This window comes from uncultured Methanobrevibacter sp., from assembly GCF_902774605.1.
Taxonomy (GTDB): domain Archaea; phylum Methanobacteriota; class Methanobacteria; order Methanobacteriales; family Methanobacteriaceae; genus Methanocatella.
In genome coordinates this window covers 55325-75854 of the sequence record NZ_CACYJE010000001.1, presented here as the reverse complement: position 1 = coordinate 75854, position 20530 = coordinate 55325, and the positions used below count along the sequence as shown (strand labels likewise).

The following is a 20530-nucleotide window of genomic DNA, read 5'->3' as shown; positions in this document are numbered from 1 at the left end:
ATATATTATACAATAAGTTTTGAATAAAAAAATATATATAATTATTGAAATCAAATTAATGTTAGCAAATTGTGTGAGAATATGAACCCTACAAAATACTTATGCCACAGAATCCCTGAAAGGAGTTTCTTCATCAAAGGCCATCAGTTCCCAGTATGTGCAAGATGCACAGGATTCTACACTGGATTGGCGGTTTATCTAATCGTTAACTTCTTTTACAGGCACCCCTATGACTTCAGGATGCTTCTCATATCAATGATACTTATGATTCCCGTGGCCGTGGATGGCCTGACACAGTATTTCGGTCCAAGGGAAAGCACCAATAATTTAAGGTTCGCTACAGGATTCGTCGGCGGCGTGGGTTTAATAATCTTTTTTAAAATAATAATAGGATGGATTTTAAATGTATTGTAGAAAATGCGGTGAAGACAATCCTGACAATGCAGTGTTCTGCAGGAATTGCGGCGAAAGACTAGTTGAAGAAGTAAAAAAAGCAGAAGTAATCACAGACACCGGAGCAAATCATCAAGAAACAAGAAGCACAACCACAACATCCTCAAGCAAGAGCAATAATGACCTGATGAGCTGCTGCATCTGCATAGTTGTAATATTTATAGTGTTCGGAATATTAGGGACAATATTCCATCTCTAATCCTTCATATAATAATATAAGACGGCCTTCTGGGCGTGCATGCGGTTTTCCGCCTCGTCAAAGATGACAGATTGCGGACCGTCAATGACCTCGGCTGTCACTTCCTGACCCCTTATGGCCGGAAGGCAATGCATGAAAATAGCTCCCGGATTGGCAAGACCCATTAAATCTGAATTAACCTGGAAAGGTGCGAAATCCTTTTCCCTTTGAGCCGCTTCAGCCTCATCACCCATGCTGACCCAAACGTCAGTGTAGACCACATCAACCTTTTCCAATGCAACGCCAATGTCATCGGTGACTGTGATTTCAGTATTGTTCTCATCGGCATATTCATTAGCAGTTTTCAGAATTTCATCGTCGGGCTCATATCCTTTAGGGCAGGCCACGGACATGTCCATGCCGAGCAATGGAGCAATCAATAAAAGGGAATTGCAAACGTTGTTTCCATCACCGACAAAGCAAATCTTCTTACCAGTCCAGTCGCCCAGATGCTCCTTGACAGTGAGCATGTCAGCCAATGCCTGGCAAGGGTGCTCGTAATCGGTGAGTCCACTGATTACAGGAACGTCAGCGTGTTCGGCCAGTTCCTCAACATCACTGTGCTTGATGGCGCGTATCATTATGCCATCAACGAAACGGCTCAACACCTTAGCGGTATCATATATTGGCTCTCCCCTGCCCATCTGCAAGTCATTGGATGAGAGAAAGATCGCCCTGCCTCCCAACTGGTACATTCCAACGTCGAATGACACCCTGGTACGGGTTGATGATTTCTGGAAAATCATCGCCAGTGTCTTGTCCTTGAGAGGTTTTTCCTCGATTTCGCCCGCCTTGATTTTGCCGGCCAAATCCAGAATATATTTCACATCATCCTTAATATCGCTAACTGATAATAAACTGCCCATCATTTAATTCCCCTAAATAATCATAATAAAAATAAATATTTCTTATTTATATATATTAAATGTTTCCATAAGGTTCTCAGCAAACAAACCTTGAATAATCAAATACTATAAGAAAAATAAATAATGAAAACATGATGTTCGCCAATATTTCCAAAAAACAACATTCATGATTTCATTTTAAAGTTGATATCTCTGATTGTGGATATTACCGGAACCAACAGGAAGAGGTAAATGAAATTGTTGGACACTTTGAAATCCAAAAGATTGACCGCAACAGTCAGGACCATGATGATTACAAGAGTGTTGAAGACATACATATTCTCCTCTTTGGAAGGCTTGTTTTCCAAAAATCCCCTACGGTAGGCGTATGTGTACATAATCATGAACAGTAACAGTGTCAGGAATATGTTTATCCCGAAAATCACTTCAGACAGGAAGAAATGGGAATATGTGCCTATAATAGTGGTGGAGAATGGTATGAATGAAATGCTTGCTAAAAACAGTATGTTTATCCATAGGTAAGGCATGTTCAGATTATTAATCTTGATGAACTCATGGTGATAAACCCAAAATGAACTGACCAGGATGAAGCTGACTATGGTGACTCCGAAAGTTGGGGCGATGGAGTGTATGAATCCGATGAAATCCCCATAGGTCAATATCTTTATTTCAGGCAATGCCATACCGAACACCAGGAGAGTCATTACCATTCCAAAAATGCCGTCAGTCAATCCCAGAAGCCTTCCAGGGTCAATGTCCATGTCCCGTTCGAGCGATTCTTTGAAACGCTGATAGAAGCTTGTCTTAACCTCATCGACTTTCTTATCGAACTTAGGGTCATGAGAGTATTTTTCAGCAATGTCTTTTTTAAGGTCTTCGATTTTCGCTAGAGTTTCACTGTCAGCGTATTTGCTTAATTCCTGAAATTGTTTACTTATTTGATGTTTTAATTCTTCAAACTCTTCGGATTCCTCAAAGTCTTTCTGAGTGATGCTATCACCTGAAAAAAAAGAAGGGTTTAAAAGAAATTTCTAGTTTAGAATTTCTTTCATATGTTCAACGCGCTTGCCTACAAGTTCGGCTGTTCCGACGTCTCTTCTGTGGTAAACGTTACCCTTGACGAAGTCACATGCCTTTTCAGCCACTTTTTCAGCTTCCTCGATTGATTCGCCGCTGGCCACTATGCCCAATGCCCTTGAACCGGACAGGTGAATGCCATCATCTTCCTCAGACACTGCCGCGTAGAATACCTTAGCGCCCATGTCCTCGATGGCTTTCTCATCAACTTCTATAATCTCGCCGGCGTGTTCTGTTTCAGGGTATCCGTCAGGCACGATGTACTTGCACACGCTTGCCTTGTCCTCGAATTCCACCTTATCCAATGTGCCGTCAACGATAGCCTGGCACACTTCAGCCAATGGTGTTTTCAAGAGAGGCAGCACGTTCATGGCTTCAGGGTCTCCGAACCTTGCATTGTACTCTATGAGTTTTGGTCCGTCGGCGGTGAGCATGAACTGGCCATATAAGATACCTTTGTATGGTTCTGCTTCCTCTGCGATTGCCTTGATGGTTGCCTGCATGATTTCAACTGCCCTGTCATAATCATCCTGAGTCAGGAACGGCAGCAGTCCCCCTACATCGGAGTATGAGCCCATTCCTCCGGTGATTGCGCCGACGTCGCCTTCAAATGCGTGAGGATGGTCCTGTGCTGCAGGCATCGGTGCGAGGTGTTCTCCGTCACAGAATGCTTGGATTGTGAATTCCTCACCGATCAATCTTTCCTCAATGATTACTTGTGCAAATCCGCCCATGACATTGTCGATTACTTCGCATGAGTATTCTTTTGCTTCCTCATTGTCCTTTAAGTGGTCGCCGACGATTTTAACTCCTTTACCGCCTGTCAATCCGACAGGTTTAACCACCACGTCACGGTCGAACTCGTCTAAAAATTCTGAAACATCCTCTGAATTGTCGAATACCTTATAGATTAATGATCCTTCGATTTCATAGTCCTCGAAGAGTTTCCTCATGAATGACTTGTCTGTTTCTATGCGTGCCGCACTTTGGGTTGGTCCAACGCATTTTATGCCGTTCTTTTCAAGCTCGTCAACTATTCCCTTTCCGAGCGGTGCTTCAGGGCCGATGAATGCAATGTCAATGTCGTTTTCCACAGCGTATTCGGCCACCTTTTCGACTTCTCCCTCATCGCCTTGCTTGTACTCGGCGATTTTGCTCATTCCAGGGTTTACCTTGCTCATGTAAACGTATAGTTCAACATCATCCTTTAAAGCATCTGCTATTGCGTTTTCACGAGCTCCAGTTCCAACAACTAAAACCTTCATAATCATAGTCTCCTATTATATTAATACTATGTTTTCAGGAAATATTTATAATTAATTTAGAAACGTAGGTTTTCGTTGAAATTTCCAGCATGCAATCATAATTTTAATTTGAATTCATTTTATCAAATGTTAAATATGTTGAAAATAGATATTTAATCAGGTGATAGCAATGCAAAGGAACATTCTAATAATCATAGCTGTTGTCGTCATCGTTGCGATAGTTGGGGCTTTTGCACTCACACACCACGGCAACAATGATGAGGGCATGCTCAATACTGAGATTAAATTTTTAAGCCAAGCCACATTAAAAAACGGTGAAGCGATTCAATTTGAACTTAACGATGAGAAAGGACAGCATCTTGATAACCAGAACATTACAATAACATTCGTTGAAAACGGTGAAAACCAGACCTATTCAATCATAACCGATGTTGAGGGCAAGGGGTCACTTGTCTTGAACAATGAGGCGCCTGGAAGCTATGATGTTATCGTATCATATAACGGAACCTTGAAATATAACGGATGCAGCGCCAAGCAGACAATAACCGTCAGCGAAGGAGCCTCCTCCGACACGGCTTCAAGCGACACTGCCGAATCCGAAAGCAGCTCCCAGCCTACCCAGAGCAATTCCAGTGCGGGAACATCATTATATAATGGAAACTCCAGTTCCCAGGGCAATCTGCACTATGACAGCCAGTACAATTTCTATTATGATGACAATGGAGTGATACGCGGCGGTCAGAATGATGGAATGTCTGCGGAATACATGAGAAACGCCTATGAGTCCGGAGATATGGTTGATGAAGAGGGCAACCTTCAATAGTCCCTCAATTTTTCTTTTTTTAATTGGTTTTTTGTGAGAATCAATAGCTTTATATGCCAACACTTGCATATACAAGAGTATAATTGCATATGCAAGAGAGGTTAACTTATGGAGAAGAACGAAAACATTGAAATGATAACAGGCGACCCTAAAAAGGCCATAAACAAGCTGTCAGTGCCGATAATAGCAAGCATGTTCTTGATATTCGCAAACAACATCATCGACAGCATATGGGTGGCAGGACTTGGACCCGACCCCCTAGCGGCACTGGGTTATGTAACACCATTGTTCATGATAATGGTGGGATTCGGAAACGGGCTTGGAGCAGGGGGAAACTCCCTGATTTCCAGATACATCGGAGCTGAAGACCGCTCATCAGCAAACAATGCGGCAATACACAACCTGATATTAAGCGCAGTGGTGTCAATAGTCATCACAATACTATTTCTAGCATTCCTCAATCCACTGCTGATGATGATGGGTGCCTCATCAGTGATTGACTATGCAATGGAGTACGCATTCATCATATTCGCATGGACATTCGGCCTCCTGATGCCTCCAATAGTCGGAGGAGCATTCAGGGCCGAGGGCGACATCAAAAGGGCAACCGTTCCGATAGCCCTCGCAGCAATAATCAACATGATACTTGACCCCATATTCATCTACACACTGAACATGGGAATAGCAGGGGCAGCATGGGCAACCGCAATCGGACCCTTCATAAGCCTTCTTGTAATGTTCTACTGGATATTCGTCAAGAAAGACACTTACCTCTCATACAACAGAAAGGACTTCCACAACAACCTCGGCATGTACAAGGACATACTGGTGGTGGGAATACCTGCAAGCCTCGAGCAGCTGGTATTGTCAGTTTTAACCATTTTTGTGAACTATATGCTCACAATAGTGTCCGGACCGACATCAGTGGCAGTGTATACTGCAGGATGGAGGATAGTCAACATCGGAATGCTTCCGGCAATAGGAGTCGGAACCGCAGCAATATCCGTAGCCGGCGTGGCATTCGGGGCAAGAAAATATGAAAACCTCAGAGTTGTTGCCAGATACGCCGTCAAGGTCGCACTTATAGCATCAGTCATCGTGTGCATAATCCTGATGGTATTCTCTAACCAAATCGCCCTGATATTCTCATACTCCCAAAGCAGCGCCAAGCTGGCGCCGTTGATTGCAGGGTTCCTTCAAATAATGAGCCTGTTCATACTATACGTGCCGTTCGGAGCAAGCGCCGGTAACGTTTTCCAGGGAGTCGGCAAGGGAACAATATCTTTTCTTCTCACAACATTCAGGGAATTCATTCTCGTATTAATATTTGCATATCTCCTAGGATTCACATTCCAAATGGGCGAGTTCGGAATATACTGCGGAATGCTTCTTGGAGGGGGAATCGGATCGCTCATCTGCTACGCATGCATCGAACTCTATATCAACAAGCTTATAAGGAGCCGAGACCATGGCGTTTGATGAGGACATTCCAACCTCGCCGCTGGTTTCACTATTGCACAGGAAGCAAACGGCATTCCTGAACATGAAACTCAGGGACGTTGAATTGAGCTCAGGATTATACCCATTGCTCGTCAAATCATACAAGAATGAGGGGATAAGCCAGGAGGAACTGGCTGAAGCCCTGCACATCAATGAAAGCACCGTGACAAGAAACCTTGAAAAGCTTGAAAAGAAAGGTTTAATCACTAAAACCCCTCAAAAAAGGAAAAAAATCGTTAAAGTCACACCTAAAGGTGGCGAAATAGCCCAGAAGGTGATGGACTATGATGATGAATGGGACAATATAATTAAAAAATCATTGAAAGACAGCGAATATCATGATTTCAGAAATACACTGATAAAAATATGTGAGGAATTGATATGAACGAGACTATCGAAAACATTAAGACCAGAAGAAGTATCAGAAAATTCAAAGACGAACAGATAAGCGACGAGGATTTGAAAACTATCCTTGAGGCCGGAACCTACGCTCCAACCGGAAGGGGGCTGCAGTCACCTAAAATAGTTGTGATTCAAAACCCAGAAACCATCAGGGAATTCTCAGCATGGAACAGGAGCTACTTCCCGACCGAAATGCCGGAAGACATGGATCCCTTCTACGGTGCAAAAACATTGCTTATAGTTTTAGCCGACAGCGAGGTTCCAACCTGGAAGGAAGACGGCTCAAGCGTATTGGCAGTGCTTGTGAATGCCGCACATGCAATAGGCGTTGCATCATGCTGGATTCACAGGGCATATGATGAGTTCTCATCCGAGAAGGGAAAGGGACTTTTGAAGGAATGGGGAATACCTGAAAGCTATGAGGGCGTCGGTCATGTAGTTTTAGGATACTCCGACATGGAAGCGCCGGAACCTTTGCCTAGAAAAGAAGATTACATCCACTATGTGGATTAAATCTTTACTTTTTTGAATTTAAATAGTGCTTTTTGAAATCATAGCCCTTAAGCAGTACATTACAGTCATTCTTGAATAGTTCATCATAATATTTCCTGAATGTTTGAGTGGGCATGATTTGTTTAGTATCAGTGAGAATTTTTTGCCAAATAGATTCAACTTCTTCATTATCCATCAAATTCAACTCGAAACAAAAAGCTAGAATTATTGAAGCTGTAATAATGGGAATTTCATAATCATCACAAATTTCTTGAACATCACTTAGATTGTTACTTGCCACAATACCATTATTCTCAATTGCCAATGCCATTGCAGCTGATACGCCTCTCCCAATCACATTGCCATCACTCCAATATCCCCTGCGAATCATATTATAAACATTTCCCTCTGGAGAAGCAAAATCCACTTCTGCAATTTCCACGAAATTTTCCTGTATGAGAAAATTAAGATTTTGCTTGATGTTTTGGTATACTGTAATGTTAATTAACTCAATGTATACTGGTTCGGGAACTATGACTTTTGAAAAAAGATTCTTTAAAATATCAGATTGATTAATTGCTAAAAAACAGATTAACACATCCGAATCATAGAAAATAGGTTTGTCTACCAATTAAACCTCTCCTTCAGTATACAATGTCCTGTCTGAAAAGGTCAAGTAGTATGTCCTTCCTTGCACCTCTTGTTAATTTATTTTCATTATAAAGTTTTTCAGTTATTGGAATCATGTGCCCAACCGAATAATATTGGTTATCTTTATTAGGCTCATATAATGAAGTATCATATCCCAGACTTGCCGCTTTATTGAAAATGTTAAATGATAATTCAGCAAATTGATCTCCAGTTATAAAACCTTCAGAATACAATCTTCCAATGAAATTACGATGATCCAGTTGAAAGTACTGTTCACATTTTATCACGTCATGAATGCTCCATTCCTCAATGTTATTTGAATCCATGAAATCATATAATGCAGGTTCACTTAACAAGAAGTTGGATGCAAATTCATCGGCTTTTATTTCATTTTCTTCATCATTTTTTTCACTGCAAACTACAAAATGATTCTTATTCTCAAGCAAGTGATATAATTCATGGGCTAATGTGAAGTTTTGGCGCCCTCTTGTGTGAGAAGAATTAATTAATATTATGGAATCATGATTTTTTTTAAAATAGCAACCGCTGACGGCACTTTTCATTGGAAACCATGAAATGGTTAAGTTCGGAATCTTATAGCAGAGTAAATTGAACATGTTAACAGGTGAAAACTCATCAATGCCCCAATTACGTTTAAAATTCATGTTTAATTTGGGGTACTTGTTAAATGCTTTTCCAGGTTCATACTTTCTAAGTATTGTTAAATTAGAGGACAATCTATTGATGTGAGATATTACATTCAAGTCCAAGTCTCTGGCTGATTTGAATGATATTTTTGGTTTTTCGTATTTGTCCGTTTTTCCTAAAAGATATTCCGGAGTGCAGTTATATAATGCAAGTAATTTTTCTGACAATACCAGGTTTAAATTTCTTTTATCATTTTCTATTTTTGAAAGGTTGCTCTGGTCGATTTCCAGGTATTCTGCAACTTGCCTTTGTGAATAACCATGTTCCTGCCTTAATTTTTTTAATCTTGAACCCACACTATTCATGAATAACCACCTTTTCAATTGTATTAATATTTTGTCATCAATATTTATAAATATTTCCATAGTTTTTGAGGTCAAAAATATAAATACTAGAATAATTATTCCTGAAATAATGGATTTTATTAAAAAAAGAGTTTAAATTGTGATGATTAAAAAAAATAAAATTAGGATGAGTTAAAGTCACTCATCTACATTTTTTCAGGTGCAGAAACTCCTAAGATATCCAATGCGTTTCTTATAGTGGTTTTTGCACGATCCACAAGAATCAGTCTGGTGTCTTCAACGTCTGAACCGATAACCTGTTCGGACTTGTAGAACTTGTTGAATGAGCCGGCCAGGTCCTGGCAGTACTGGGTGATGTTGTGAACCCTTTTCTTGGCTGCACAGTCTTCAACCACCTGCGGGAACTTGGCTATTTGTCTAATCAAGTCCTGCTCGGCCTCATCAGGCACCCAGTCGTCACTAACGGTTAAGGAGTCAACGTCCTTGCCTGATTTTTTAAGGAGCTTGCATGCCCTTGCGTGTGCGTACTGGATTGATGCGCATCCTCTCTCGAAGCTCAATGCCTCATCCCACTTGAATGTCAAGTGCTTTTCAGGGGATAGCTTGGCTATGAAGAACCTTACGGCACCGATACCTATTTCCTCAGCCATCGGAGCGATTTCCTCTTCTGAAAGGTCAGGGTTTCTTGACTTGATTTCATCATGGGCACGCAAAACAGCCTCATCAATCAATTCATCAACTGACACGAACTTGCCCTTACGGGTTGACATTGACCCTTCAGGAAGTGTGATGAACTCGTAGAATATGACTTCAGGTGCTGTTTGCCTGAATATTTCCTCGAATATGACCTTGATTTGCTTTGCGGCCAGCTTGTGGTCGGAGCCTAGTATGTCAAGCACGGTGTCTCCCAGTGTGGCCTTGTACTTATGGTATGCAAGGTCTCTTGTTGAGTAGAGGGAAGTTCCGTTTGACCTTCTCAGGACAAATTCCTTTTCGATGTTGAAATCGGTAAGGTCAATGTATAATACATCGTCTTCACGGGTGAAGCCTTCCCTTTGAATGTAGCTTACAAGATCATCGACTTCACCGCTTCTCACAAACCTTCCTTCCCACACGAAATCATCATGGTTTATATTGATTCTTTGAAGTGTTTCCTTCATTCCAGAGATGCAGCTTGAAACTACTTGCTCGAAGATTTTATTTAATTCATCGTCTTCACCCTGTTCATATTTCTGGATGAGTTCATCTACCTTACTTGCCAAATTTTCATCCTCTTCGACTGCCTTGTTGGCATCGAAGTATAGCTTGCCAATCTTGTGGTCAAGCTTTTCGCCCTCATAATCCTCAATCTTCAATCCAAGCTCGGTGATGCCGCAAACGATAATGGCGATTTGCCTACCCATATCATTGACATAATACTGGGTTGTGACATCCCTGCCGGCAAGTTTCAATAGCCTGGCCAGGGAGTCTCCAAAAATGGAGTTCCTGATATGCCCAATATGCAACGGTCCGTTAGGATTTGCTGAAGTGTGCTCTAAAACTATTTTTTCATCATGCTTCGGAAGCTGACCGTAGCTGTCATCAACCTTTTCAAGCAATAGCTTTGAGAACTTGGCGTAATCTATGAAGAAATTAACATAGGGTCCGAAGTTCTGAACCTTGCTGAATATTTCCGGAACCTCAATCTTCTCCACGAGGTCCTTGGCAACTTCCGGAGGGGAAGTCTTCAGCTTCTTGGTCAGGGCAAATGCAATTGTACTTGCAAGGTCGCCCAAATTAGGATTAGGCGGGAAGTCCAACCTGAAATCCCTGTCTACTTCTACATCATACTGGTCCAATGCCTTGTTAATGGCATCAATAGCCTGTTTTTCAATTTCAAAATACATTAACTCACCTAAATAATTATAATCCTCTCAACCAGAGGGAAAGATAACCGATTTTCGGAATAATAACCAGGTTATCTCCAATGGTCACTACCTTCTCCTGTATCTGATCGGCCTTCACATAATAAGGGTCGGGGCGATCGTTATTGTCACCCTTAATCACATACATCGTAGTGCCGTTAATATCCGTAATATTGATAATCCTATGAATCACCGGCTGGTCATACCAAGCCGCATCATAAACCACTACATCCCCCACCTCAACAGTGGTAGGGTCGAACTCATGGATTCCGAAGAAATCCGCCTTTTGAATAAGGACAATGTCCCCCCTATAGAATGCCGGTTCCATACTGCCTGAAACAACAACGTTCAAGTGCTGTGCAGCAATCAATACAATAATAAGGATGATTGCGTATGTTGCAACCTCTTTAAAATCTATTTCCATAAAAACTACCTTCTTCTTTGTCTAAAAGCATCCCTCAATGCCAGTTCAATGGCATCTGAAGTTTTTTGCAGATCCTCCATGCTATGGGCATTTGAAATAAAGTTGCATTCGAATTGTGAAGGCGGAATGAACACGCCCTGCCTCAGTAGGCTCTTGAAGTATCTGAGGAACAGCTTCCTGTCTGACTCCTGTGCGTCAGCGTAATTGTAGACCGGAGCCGGGTTGAAATAGATCTGGAACATTGAAGCCAATCCAACCGGCTGGATGTTGTACTCCTCATCGTCGATTATTGAGGTGATGTTGCCCCTGAGGTACTTGCCCTTGCGCTCCATCTCCTTATAGAACGCATCATCCAATTGAGCCATGGTGGAAATTCCCGCCTGAACAGACACGGGGTTTCCGGAAAATGTGCCTGCCTGATATACCGGTCCCTGCGGAGCAATCAATTCCATGATTTCTCGTTTACCGCAGAACGCACCCATAGGCAGTCCTCCGCCGACAATCTTACCAAGAGTTGTAAGGTCAGGTGTGACTCCATAGTATTCCTGAGCCCCTCCACGGGAAGCCCTGAAACCTGTGATAACCTCATCAAAAATCAATACGATGCCATTTTCCTCAGTGATTTTTCTGATGAACTCTAAAAATCCTGGCTTAGGCTCGATGCATCCCACATTGCCCATGACCACTTCCATAATGATGCAGGCAATGTTCTCACCTTCCCTTTCAATGAGTTCAGTCAACGCTTCCTCATCATTGAACGGCACTGACAAGGTGTTCTTGGTGGTGTCCTTAGGTATTCCTGGACTGTCAGGCAGTGTTGCGGCACCGGAACCTCCCTTGACAAGCACGTAATCATGTGCTCCGTGATATGCTCCCTCGAACTTGACAATCTTGTCCCTGCCGGTGAAGCCTCTTGCAAGTCTTATTGCACTCATTGTCGCTTCGGTTCCACTGTTGCAGAATCTCACCATCTCAGCGGATGGAATCCTGTCAATTACCTCTTTTGCCAAGGTTATCTCATTTTCGGTTGGTGTGCCGTAGGCTGTGCCCATGGTAAGCTGATTGGAAACTTCCCTGACCACTTTAGGATTGGCATGGCCCAGTATCAATGGCCCGTATGCAAGACAATGGTCAATGTAGGTTTTCCCGTCAGCGTCAGTGAGCTTGCATCCTCCTGCGCTTTTAACGAAAAAAGGGTAAGGCTTGAAAGCCCTCACCGGAGAGTTGACCCCACCGGGGAAATATTTCTTTGATTCATTGAATAAATCTTCTGAATTCATGATAATCACGCTATAAATGTTGTATTAATGAATTTACACAAGCCACAGCAATCGGTGTTCCTCCCTTCGGCCCTTCAACAATAACATTCGGTATTTTGGAGTTATGCAGCGCCTCCTTTGAATCGGCCGCACCTACAAAACCGACAGGAACTCCCACAATTGCCTTGAGATTCATTTCGCCTTTGGCGTATAAATCCATGGCTTCAAAAACAGCAGTTGGAGCGTTACCTGAAACTACAATGCCTTCAAAATCGTTCGCCGCAGCATACCTCATGGCGGCCGCAGCCCTTGTAATCTGGTTTTCCTTTGCGATTTTAACTACTTCCTCGTTTTTGATGTAACACTCAACTTCACCCTCATATCTTGTAATTCCATACTTAACCATGTTGATGTCGGTTAGAATGGTTTCATTATTTTTAAGGGACGTCATAGCTGCATCTACAAAATCAGAACTAATCTTTACCAATTTTGCATATTCAGGATCTGCGGTTGAGTGAACAATCCTTTCAACGATGTCTCTTTCTATAGGTTTTAAGTCTTTAACATCATCTCCGATAAGGCCACGGATAATCTCCCTGCTTTTATTAGCAATGTCCAGGCCCTGCTTGGTTGATGCACCCATGAACATTTTGTCTGTCATACAGTAATTTTTGAATTATATTTATGTTAAATATTTTGTCTGATAAGAATTTCACAGTTCAATGTCCATCATGCCGATTTACATATGAAGTCATGCATAATTTCAATTTCAAAATAATTGAATAATAATTTGTTTTAATAGCATATGAATATATTAAAAATAACATTAAAATAAATAAGACAATTTAATCCATCATAAATAGAAAAATCATATAAAAATTAGTTAAATAAATATTAAAGCAATATTAGTTTAGTTTCAAATGTAAGTGAAAATTGACAACATTGATAATATTCGTATGATTACTAACAAAAATTTTCATGAAAAATTTTCTTTATATACTTTTAATTAAAAATTAATTTTTTACTTCATTAAAATTAAGTTAATCTTATTAAAATTAATATAATTAATTGTTTATTTGATAAAAAAATAGTCAATGAAAATGCTAATGTTGTCAGTCTAAAATTGACAACATTGACATTATCCACAAAAATGTTTCAAGAAAAATCATTCAAACATTCATTTAAATACTTTTAATCAATACTGGAAAATCCGATGAATTAAATCATATAGCAAACTTTATAAATAATTTAAATTAATTGAATAATCAATAAAAATATAGTCACTGAAATCACCAATATAGTCAGTAAATAACTGACAACATTGACTACACTGCTTTTCCACTGGCTGACAATCCGGCAAGGTAGCCTGTTGAAAAGGCAATCTTTAAATTATACCCTCCGGTCGGCCCGTGAACATCCAATACCTCCCCAGCAAAGTAGAGTCCCGGAGTCAATGTCGATTCCATGGTTTTGGGGTTGACGTATTTCAGATCAACGCCTCCAACAGTGACCTTGGCCAACTTGTCATTGAAGCCTGTTATCTTGAAAGCGAATCTTTTCAGGTTTTCAACCAATCTGTTCCTGCTTTTCCTGTTGACATTGGAGAGTTGTGTCTCGCCGTCAATGCTGATTTCATCTAAGAAATAGTCTATGAAGCTGTTTGTTAGGTAGAGCTTCAGGTAATTCTTGAGCTTTGTCTTTCCCTTGGATTGAAAGTCCCTATTGAACTTTTGATGCAGTTCCTCACGTGTCAACTCGGGACACAGGTCGATGGCTATTTCAAGGTCGATTTCAGGGTCATCTTCTAATAAGTTATAACTTATACTTTCGGATATCTCATTGCTCAGGTTGATGATTCCAGGCCCGGTCAAACCGACATGGGAAAACAGCACATTGCCCTGAACCCTGTGCTTCTTATAACTTATAACCACATCATGAAGCGTCACACCGGCAATTCCTGACAGGTCCCTTTCAGTCAATAGCGGTGCCAATCCGTATTTTATATCCGTCAATGGCTGTGAAGTCAATTTGTAGTTGTCGAGACTGCATCCAGTCTGCGGATAGGTCACGCCGCCTGTGGCTATGATGACCTTTTCGGCTTTTAACTTATCATTTATAACAAAACCGGGCTTGATGCTTTTAACTTCAAAGTTATAAGTTATACTTACACCATCCAACTTATCACATAAACCTTTTAAGATATCACCTGACTTTCCAGATTTCGGGAAAACCCTGTTGTTTTCCTCAGTCATGAATTCCAAATCAAACAATGAGTAGAGATCCTCATTTGTAAAAGTGAAAAAAGAGTGCTTCAAAAAGTTCTTATTGTTAAAAAAAGTTAATAGCTGTTTTATTGGCTTGTCATTGGTAATGTTGCATCTTCCCCCGCCGGTCAGCAATAGCTTACGGCCTAGTGAGGGGTTCTTTTCAAGCAATATTACATTAGAGGAAGTCCTGCTTGCCGCAATGGCAGCCATGATTCCTGCAGGACCTCCGCCAATAATAGCTATATCGTATTCATCCATTTTCATCTATGGGGTTAGTCTGTGTCTGTCCCTTGGGAAGAGTACACATTCACGGATGTTTTCAGCGCCGGTCAATACCATGGTCAGCCTGTCGGCACCTACACCCCATCCTGCGTGCGGTGGCATACCGTATTCGAATGCCTTCAAGTAACTTCCGAATCCTGCAGGGTTAAGTCCGCGTTCCTCAATCTGTTTAACCAGGAGATCGTATTGGTGGACACGTGTCGCACCGGAGGATAATTCCAGGTTGTTGTACATTAAGTCGAATGCATGGGAGTATTGCTCTTCACCGTCAACAGGCATTACATAGAACGGCTTGATTTCAGAAGGCCATCTGGTCAGGAAGTAGAATCCGCCCATGGTGTCGCCGAGTGCCTTTTCGGCTTCACGGGAGAGGTCTTCTCCCCATTCCATGCTGACGTCCTTGGAGTTGACGATATCCACGGCCTCATCATAGGTTACGACCGGGAAGTCGCCGGTTGGAACTTCAAGCTCATGGCCCAGGATAGCCAGTTCGTCTGCGCATTTTTCGTTGACGTCCTTTAAAACATTGATGAGCATGTCATTGAGGACTTTCATTACATCCTCATCGTCAGCGAATGAAACTTCAGCATCGATTGATACGGCTTCGTTCAAGTGTCTGAGTGTATCGTGCTCCTCTGCCCTGAATATCTGGCCGATTTCGAATACCTTATCCATTCCGCTTGCCATCATCATCTGCTTGTACAATTGCGGTGATTGGCCGAGGAATGCTTCCTTTTCAAAGTATGTGATTGGGAACAGTTCTGTTCCTCCCTCGGTGGCTGATGCCACGAGTTTAGGAGTGTTGATTTCATAAAATCCGTTGTCGTAGAAGTAGTCACGGATTGTATGGAACATTTGTCCCTTGATCTTGAATATTGCTGAAACGTTCTCTTTTCTTATGTCCAGGAATCTTGAGTCGAGTCTTGTGTCGATTCCAGCTTTAACCTTTTCTGTCGGATCCATTGGTAAAGGCTGGTTAGCCAGGTTGAGGAGTTTGATTTCCTTAGGAATGATTTCAACACCGTTAGGTGCCTTTGGACCTTCCTGAACCAGACCCTTGATTGCTACAACGGATTCCTTTCTGAGTTCTCTTAATTCTTCCATTATGTTTTCTTCTACTTTTTTGCTTGGAGCTGTGATTTGAACTCTGCCTGTGACATCACGAATGATTACAAACATGATTCCACCGAAATCACGGATTTCGTGCACCCAACCCATGACGGTAATGTCACTACCTGCTATTTCAGGAGTGCATTCACTGGCATAGTTTGTTCTTCTCCAATCTTTCAATAAACCTTGCAAATTTATTCACCTCGAGGTTTGTAAAAATTAATTAATTAAAATTAAATCTCTAAAAAAAGTGTTGCCTAAGTTTTATAGGCGGAACCTATAAACTACCATCAGATTAGACAACTATTTATTACCTAATTTTTTTTCTTTTGTAAAGAAAGTATTGAATATGAGTTACTCATATTCACGAATATAATTTAGTTTAGCATTATATATAAAGTTTACTAAACTGATTAAAAACATTTATTTTTAAAAATAAGGATAAAAAAATGAGATTAATTTAAAAAAAATAATGTTGGGAAGAGTTACGCAAAACTTCCAGCTGATGGGCATTGAAAAATCACGAACCAACATTATACAATTCATAAGTCATACGAGACAATTCTATCAGTTATTGATGTGTTTCAATATAACAATAACATCAAGTGTTATCAAGACAATATCGAGTGCGATTAACATCTCACACAAGGCACTTAACCTCCCTTTCAAAAGAGGAAATAAAATACAAATAACATAATTTCATTTCCAATTAGGTAATTAAGTTTTAATTCATCCATTACATCAAAAAAATTAGTGTTAAAACTAGTAGCATCTGTTTTGACAATATTGCCTCGGACTTGTAAAATTAAAGGGAAAAATAAAAAATAAAGGATACATCCATTAATCGGACATACCTACTCGAACTTGTCCCTATCCAATGTCTTAACTATCTTTGCGGGAACCCCGACCGCCACCTCATAGTCTCCGACATCCCTGGTGACGATGGCACCGGCACCGACAATCGCGTATTCGCCGATTGTGACGCCGGGAAGTATGCTTGCCCCTGCTCCTATCCATGCACCCTTCTTAATGTGGATTGGCTTGCACAATAATACGTTCCTGTCGTACTCGTCATGGTTGTTTGACAAGAGCTGAACATTGGCCGCAAGCATCACATCATCCTCGATTGTGATGCCTCCACGTGCCATGGCAAGGCAGTTGGAGTTTATGAACACATTGTCACCTATCTTTAGCTTGTCCAGTGCAGCGCCTGACAGCGGCGCCATGACCTGTGAGTTTTCACCCAGATTGTCACCGAAAAGCTCCTTCAGGACCTCTTCGTATTCGGGTGTCATCGGCATTGTATGGTTGAGCTTGAACAATAATTGGTTCATGCGGAAGGCTTCCTGCAGCTCCTCCTCGGTGATGTCATCCATGTCGACCCTTTCGAAATCCATCTAATCATCCCTCAATCTTGTCTTGAAGGAGTTTGCATGGGCATAGAATCCTTCATATTCTGCAATCGGAACAGAAGTCTTTGATAATTCCTTAAGACCATCTTTGGTTAGTCTTTGAACTGTCGGCTTTTTGATGAATGCCTCGGTGGACAGGCCGGAATACATCTTTGCGCCTCCTCCAGTAGGCAGAACGTGGTTTGTACCTGATCCATAGTCCCCAGCGGCCACAGGTGAGTATGCTCCAAGGAATATTGAGCCAGCATTGTTTATGTGTGATAATGTCTCATCATCGTCTTTAGTGGATATGATTAAATGCTCAGGGGCGTATTCATTTGTTACGTGAATCGCCTCGGTGAATGTGTCTGTGATAATGATTTTTCCACTCTTGGACAATGACTCCTCTATAATCTCACGCCTTGGCGCCACTTCAGTCAATTCCTTTACGTATTCATCTGTTTTGATTGCCAATTCCTCACAGCCGGTTACCAAAAAGCATGATGCGTTAGGGTCATGCTCGGCCTGCGCCAGTATGTCGGTTGCGAGAAACTCAGGGTTTGCGGTTTCATCGGCTAAAATCAGGACCTCGGACGGTCCTGCCGGAAACTCGATGTCCACCTGACCGTAAACCAGTTTCTTGGCGGCAGTTACGAAAATATTTCCCGGCCCGACGATTTTCTCCACTCTCGGTATTGATTCAGTACCGTAGGCAAGAGCCGCTATAGCCTGCGCACCGCCGACCTTATAGATTTCATCCGCACCGGCAATGTCAGCGGCCACCAGAATGGCATCCAATATTTTGCCGTCCTTCTGTGGCGGGGTGACGCACACCACCTTTTCGACACCGGCAATTTTAGCAGGTATCACTGTCATGAGGATTGATGAGGGATAAGCTGCCCTTCCACCCGGTATGTAGCATCCTGCGGAGTTGATTGGCCTGACAATCTGGCCTGCAACCACTCCAGGGTTCACTTCCATTTCCCAGTCTTGGGGGATTTGCTTTTCATGAAACCTTTGAATATTATCCGCAGCCTGCTTAAGCGCTGCGAGGAGTTCATCATCCAGGGTCTTATAGGCCTCTTCAATCTCGCTCTCGGATACTTTCAAGTCATCTATCACTACGCCATCGAATTTCTCAGTGTACTGGCAAACAGCCGCATCCCTGTTCATGCGAACATTTTCCAGAATCTCGGATACCGTGCCCAGTACATTGTTCACGTCCTGTTCTGATCTTTTGATTGTTTCTTCCAAGTCAATCTGTGAGTATTTTAAAATATCCATGATTATAACCCTACCTTAAGATGGCTCCGGTGTCTGCGGAGTGAACGAGCTTCTGGTATAATGCAAGCCAGCCGGACACATCACTTTCAGGGTGCTCGACTTCTCCTAGCCTGGCTCGGATTTCCTCATCGGTTAATTCCACATTGATTGTCCTGTTTTCAATATCGATTTCGATAATGTCACCATTCCTGATTGCAGCAATCGGCCCGTTCTCCCTTGCTTCCGGGGAAACGTGACCGATGCATGGTCCGCGTGTTCCGCCGGAGAACCTTCCATCGGTTATGAGTCCCACATCCTTGATGTTCATGCCCGCTAAAGCGGATGTTGGGTTCAGCATCTCGCGCATTCCCGGTCCTCCCTTAGGGCCCTCGTAGCGGATTACAACAATGTCGCCCTCGTCGATTTCATGGTCAAATATTGCCTTTGTGACATCCTCCTCTGAATTGTAGACCTTTGCCGGTCCCTTAAGGTGCATGAGATGATCTGCAACAGCGCCCTTCTTGACCACACTGCCGTTCGGTGCAAGATTTCCTTTAAGTATGGCGATTCCACCGTCCTCATGCACTGGATTATCTAATGTGTGGATTACCTCAGTGTTCTTGTTCTCGACATCCGCAAGGTTTTCAGCGATTGTCTTGCCTGTTACTGTCAGCTGATCGGTGTCAATCTTATCCCCTAAGGTTTTCAATACTGCCTGTATTCCCCCTGCCATGTGAAGGTCCATCATTGAATCCTCACCGGCCGGTGAAATCAGTGCGATGTGAGGAACGTTACGGGATATCTCATCGAACAGTTCCAAATCCACTTCAATGCCTTCAACCTCGCTTGCAATGGCCGGGATGTGAAGGGCGGTGTTGGATGAGCCTCCCAATGCCATGTCCACTGCGATTGCATTGTTGAATGCTTCCTGTGTGAGGATATCTGATGGCTTGATGTCATCTTCAACCAGCTTTAGAATCTGTTTGCCTGATTCATAGGCGATTTGATTGTTTTCCTCGGTTCTTGCATGAGTGGTTGCGCATGTCGGCAGGGACAATCCGAATGTTTCGGTTATGCATGCCATGGTGTTTGCGGTGAAGAGTCCTGAGCAGCTTCCGGCACCCGGACAGGCGCATCTTTCAAGTTCAAGAACTTCCTCCTCAGTCATCTTGCCTGCGGAGTATGCGCCGACAGCCTCGAATACTGTAATCAGGTCTGCTGGCTTGTCATTGTATTTGCCTGATTGCATCGGGCCTCCAGTCACGACGATTGATGGCACGTTCACTCTTGCCGCACCCATGATCATTCCCGGAACCACCTTGTCGCAGCTTGGGATTAAAACAAGACCGTCAAAGGCATGTCCCTTGGTCATGGATTCCACTGTGGCCGCAATGATTTCACGTGAAGGAAGGGAGTATTTCATTCCCTCATGGTTCATGCTGATACCGTCGCACACTGCCATGGTGTCGAACTCGAATGGTATGCCGCCGGCGGCGATTATTCCCTCCTTGACGTATTCGACAAGTTCCTTGAGGTGAATGTGTCCCGGCACGATGTCGGTGAAACTGTTTGCGATGCCGATGAATGGTTTTTTAAAGTCTTCGTCGTCAAGCCCACAGGCTCTTAAAAGAGACCTGTGAGGTGCTCTTTGAATTCCTTTTTTTACATTATCACTTTTCATTTAATCACACAAATTTAATCGAATCATTAATATATATTTAACTAATCGCTTTTAAAATGTTTGAAAAAATGAGAAATCATGCAAGCATGATGTGCACTGATGCATGTTCTTTTGGAATTTGTTAAATCCCATCAATTGAATTAAAATTCTTAAAAGTAGAGTTGATTAA

Annotated in this window: 20 protein-coding genes; 6 read left to right on the top strand and 14 right to left on the bottom strand. The window is 42.3% G+C overall.

Going from position 1 to position 20530, the window contains the following annotated elements; translation table 11 throughout:
* Nucleotides 1-81: 81 nt before the first annotated feature.
* Nucleotides 82-414 (top strand): DUF2085 domain-containing protein, encoded by a 333-nt coding sequence (locus tag QZU77_RS00325; protein WP_295598281.1) that lies wholly within the window; start codon nt 82-84, stop codon nt 412-414.
* Nucleotides 404-652: a zinc ribbon domain-containing protein gene (locus QZU77_RS00320; protein WP_295598279.1), complete on the top strand. Its 249-nt coding sequence runs from the start codon at nt 404-406 to the stop codon at nt 650-652. The genes QZU77_RS00325 and QZU77_RS00320 overlap by 11 nt, the downstream gene beginning before the upstream one ends.
* Here QZU77_RS00320 and argF read toward each other — a convergent pair.
* From argF to purD, 3 genes are all read right to left on the bottom strand, one after another.
* Entirely contained in the window at nt 649-1557 is a 909-nt protein-coding gene (gene argF, locus QZU77_RS00315) for an ornithine carbamoyltransferase (RefSeq protein ID WP_295598323.1), read from the bottom strand. The two genes, QZU77_RS00320 and argF, sit on opposite strands and share 4 nt — an antisense overlap.
* Before the next feature lie 164 nt (nt 1558-1721).
* Nucleotides 1722-2318 carry a TMEM175 family protein gene (locus tag QZU77_RS00310; protein ID WP_295598276.1) on the bottom strand — a complete coding sequence of 199 codons (597 nt, stop codon included), beginning with the start codon at nt 2316-2318 and terminating at the stop codon, nt 1722-1724.
* A gap of 270 nt (nt 2319-2588) precedes the next feature.
* Nucleotides 2589-3899 (bottom strand): phosphoribosylamine--glycine ligase, encoded by a 1311-nt coding sequence (gene purD, locus QZU77_RS00305; protein ID WP_295598273.1) that lies wholly within the window; start codon nt 3897-3899, stop codon nt 2589-2591.
* A gap of 169 nt (nt 3900-4068) precedes the next feature.
* On the opposite strand from purD, the gene QZU77_RS00300 reads away from it, so the two are divergent.
* From QZU77_RS00300 to QZU77_RS00285, 4 genes are all read left to right on the top strand, one after another.
* Nucleotides 4069-4722: an Ig-like domain-containing protein gene (locus QZU77_RS00300; RefSeq protein ID WP_295598269.1), complete on the top strand. Its 654-nt coding sequence runs from the start codon at nt 4069-4071 to the stop codon at nt 4720-4722.
* Nucleotides 4723-4830: 108 nt separating this feature from the next.
* The gene (locus QZU77_RS00295) at nt 4831-6201 is read left to right on the top strand and encodes an MATE family efflux transporter (protein ID WP_295598266.1); all 1371 of its coding nucleotides are present in this window, start codon (nt 4831-4833) and stop codon (nt 6199-6201) included.
* On the top strand, nt 6191-6607 hold the full coding sequence (locus QZU77_RS00290; RefSeq protein WP_295598263.1) for a MarR family winged helix-turn-helix transcriptional regulator: 417 nt from the start codon (nt 6191-6193) through the stop codon (nt 6605-6607). Before QZU77_RS00295 ends, QZU77_RS00290 begins: the two co-directional genes overlap by 11 nt.
* Nucleotides 6604-7137: a nitroreductase gene (locus tag QZU77_RS00285; RefSeq protein ID WP_295598260.1), complete on the top strand. Its 534-nt coding sequence runs from the start codon at nt 6604-6606 to the stop codon at nt 7135-7137. The genes QZU77_RS00290 and QZU77_RS00285 overlap by 4 nt, the downstream gene beginning before the upstream one ends.
* A 4-nt stretch (nt 7138-7141) precedes the next feature.
* Here QZU77_RS00285 and QZU77_RS00280 read toward each other — a convergent pair whose 3' ends face one another.
* From QZU77_RS00280 to ilvD, 11 genes are all read right to left on the bottom strand, one after another.
* The gene (locus QZU77_RS00280) at nt 7142-7747 is read right to left on the bottom strand and encodes a hypothetical protein (protein WP_295598257.1); all 606 of its coding nucleotides are present in this window, start codon (nt 7745-7747) and stop codon (nt 7142-7144) included.
* A gap of 13 nt (nt 7748-7760) precedes the next feature.
* Complete coding sequence (locus QZU77_RS00275; protein WP_295598254.1) at nt 7761-8780, bottom strand: XRE family transcriptional regulator; 1020 nt, start codon at nt 8778-8780, stop codon at nt 7761-7763.
* 185 nt (nt 8781-8965) lie between these two features.
* Nucleotides 8966-10666, bottom strand: a complete 1701-nt coding sequence (gene argS / locus QZU77_RS00270; protein ID WP_295598251.1) for an arginine--tRNA ligase — start codon at nt 10664-10666, stop codon at nt 8966-8968.
* 16 nt (nt 10667-10682) lie between these two features.
* Nucleotides 10683-11108, bottom strand: coding sequence for a signal peptidase I (locus tag QZU77_RS00265; protein WP_295598248.1), 426 nt, complete (start codon nt 11106-11108; stop codon nt 10683-10685).
* A gap of 5 nt (nt 11109-11113) precedes the next feature.
* Nucleotides 11114-12388, bottom strand: a complete 1275-nt coding sequence (hemL, locus tag QZU77_RS00260; RefSeq protein WP_295598245.1) for a glutamate-1-semialdehyde 2,1-aminomutase — start codon at nt 12386-12388, stop codon at nt 11114-11116.
* 10 nt (nt 12389-12398) lie between these two features.
* Nucleotides 12399-13028 carry a cobalt-precorrin-8 methylmutase gene (locus QZU77_RS00255; protein ID WP_295598242.1) on the bottom strand — a complete coding sequence of 210 codons (630 nt, stop codon included), beginning with the start codon at nt 13026-13028 and terminating at the stop codon, nt 12399-12401.
* 664 nt (nt 13029-13692) lie between these two features.
* Complete coding sequence (locus tag QZU77_RS00250) at nt 13693-14892, bottom strand: aminoacetone oxidase family FAD-binding enzyme (protein ID WP_295598237.1); 1200 nt, start codon at nt 14890-14892, stop codon at nt 13693-13695.
* 6 nt (nt 14893-14898) lie between these two features.
* Nucleotides 14899-16218 (bottom strand): aspartate--tRNA(Asn) ligase, encoded by a 1320-nt coding sequence (gene aspS / locus QZU77_RS00245; protein WP_295598234.1) that lies wholly within the window; start codon nt 16216-16218, stop codon nt 14899-14901.
* Between the two features lie 662 nt (nt 16219-16880).
* Nucleotides 16881-17423 (bottom strand): DapH/DapD/GlmU-related protein, encoded by a 543-nt coding sequence (locus QZU77_RS00240; protein WP_295598231.1) that lies wholly within the window; start codon nt 17421-17423, stop codon nt 16881-16883.
* On the bottom strand, nt 17424-18701 hold the full coding sequence (hisD, locus tag QZU77_RS00235; protein WP_295598228.1) for a histidinol dehydrogenase: 1278 nt from the start codon (nt 18699-18701) through the stop codon (nt 17424-17426).
* A 10-nt stretch (nt 18702-18711) separates the two neighbouring features.
* Nucleotides 18712-20361: a dihydroxy-acid dehydratase gene (ilvD, locus tag QZU77_RS00230; protein WP_295598225.1), complete on the bottom strand. Its 1650-nt coding sequence runs from the start codon at nt 20359-20361 to the stop codon at nt 18712-18714.
* Nucleotides 20362-20530: the final 169 nt, after the last annotated feature.

Excerpts from the sequence above, each read along its gene's own strand:
- QZU77_RS00325 (WP_295598281.1), top strand. The coding sequence starts at position 82 with ATGAACCCTACAAAATACTTATGCCACAGAATCCCTGAAAGGAGTTTC.
- QZU77_RS00255 (WP_295598242.1), bottom strand. The coding sequence starts at position 13,028 with ATGACAGACAAAATGTTCATGGGTGCATCAACCAAGCAGGGCCTGGAC.
- QZU77_RS00290 (WP_295598263.1), top strand. The coding sequence starts at position 6,191 with ATGGCGTTTGATGAGGACATTCCAACCTCGCCGCTGGTTTCACTATTG.
- QZU77_RS00250 (WP_295598237.1), bottom strand. The coding sequence starts at position 14,892 with ATGGATGAATACGATATAGCTATTATTGGCGGAGGTCCTGCAGGAATC.
- QZU77_RS00285 (WP_295598260.1), top strand. The coding sequence starts at position 6,604 with ATGAACGAGACTATCGAAAACATTAAGACCAGAAGAAGTATCAGAAAA.
- argF (WP_295598323.1), bottom strand. The coding sequence starts at position 1,557 with ATGGGCAGTTTATTATCAGTTAGCGATATTAAGGATGATGTGAAATAT.
- hisD (WP_295598228.1), bottom strand. The coding sequence starts at position 18,701 with ATGGATATTTTAAAATACTCACAGATTGACTTGGAAGAAACAATCAAA.
- argS (WP_295598251.1), bottom strand. The coding sequence starts at position 10,666 with ATGTATTTTGAAATTGAAAAACAGGCTATTGATGCCATTAACAAGGCA.
- QZU77_RS00275 (WP_295598254.1), bottom strand. The coding sequence starts at position 8,780 with ATGAATAGTGTGGGTTCAAGATTAAAAAAATTAAGGCAGGAACATGGT.
- QZU77_RS00265 (WP_295598248.1), bottom strand. The coding sequence starts at position 11,108 with ATGGAAATAGATTTTAAAGAGGTTGCAACATACGCAATCATCCTTATT.
- QZU77_RS00240 (WP_295598231.1), bottom strand. The coding sequence starts at position 17,423 with ATGGATTTCGAAAGGGTCGACATGGATGACATCACCGAGGAGGAGCTG.
- ilvD (WP_295598225.1), bottom strand. The coding sequence starts at position 20,361 with ATGAAAAGTGATAATGTAAAAAAAGGAATTCAAAGAGCACCTCACAGG.
- QZU77_RS00320 (WP_295598279.1), top strand. The coding sequence starts at position 404 with ATGTATTGTAGAAAATGCGGTGAAGACAATCCTGACAATGCAGTGTTC.
- QZU77_RS00300 (WP_295598269.1), top strand. The coding sequence starts at position 4,069 with ATGCAAAGGAACATTCTAATAATCATAGCTGTTGTCGTCATCGTTGCG.
- purD (WP_295598273.1), bottom strand. The coding sequence starts at position 3,899 with ATGAAGGTTTTAGTTGTTGGAACTGGAGCTCGTGAAAACGCAATAGCA.
- QZU77_RS00310 (WP_295598276.1), bottom strand. The coding sequence starts at position 2,318 with ATGGACATTGACCCTGGAAGGCTTCTGGGATTGACTGACGGCATTTTT.
- QZU77_RS00295 (WP_295598266.1), top strand. The coding sequence starts at position 4,831 with ATGGAGAAGAACGAAAACATTGAAATGATAACAGGCGACCCTAAAAAG.
- hemL (WP_295598245.1), bottom strand. The coding sequence starts at position 12,388 with ATGAATTCAGAAGATTTATTCAATGAATCAAAGAAATATTTCCCCGGT.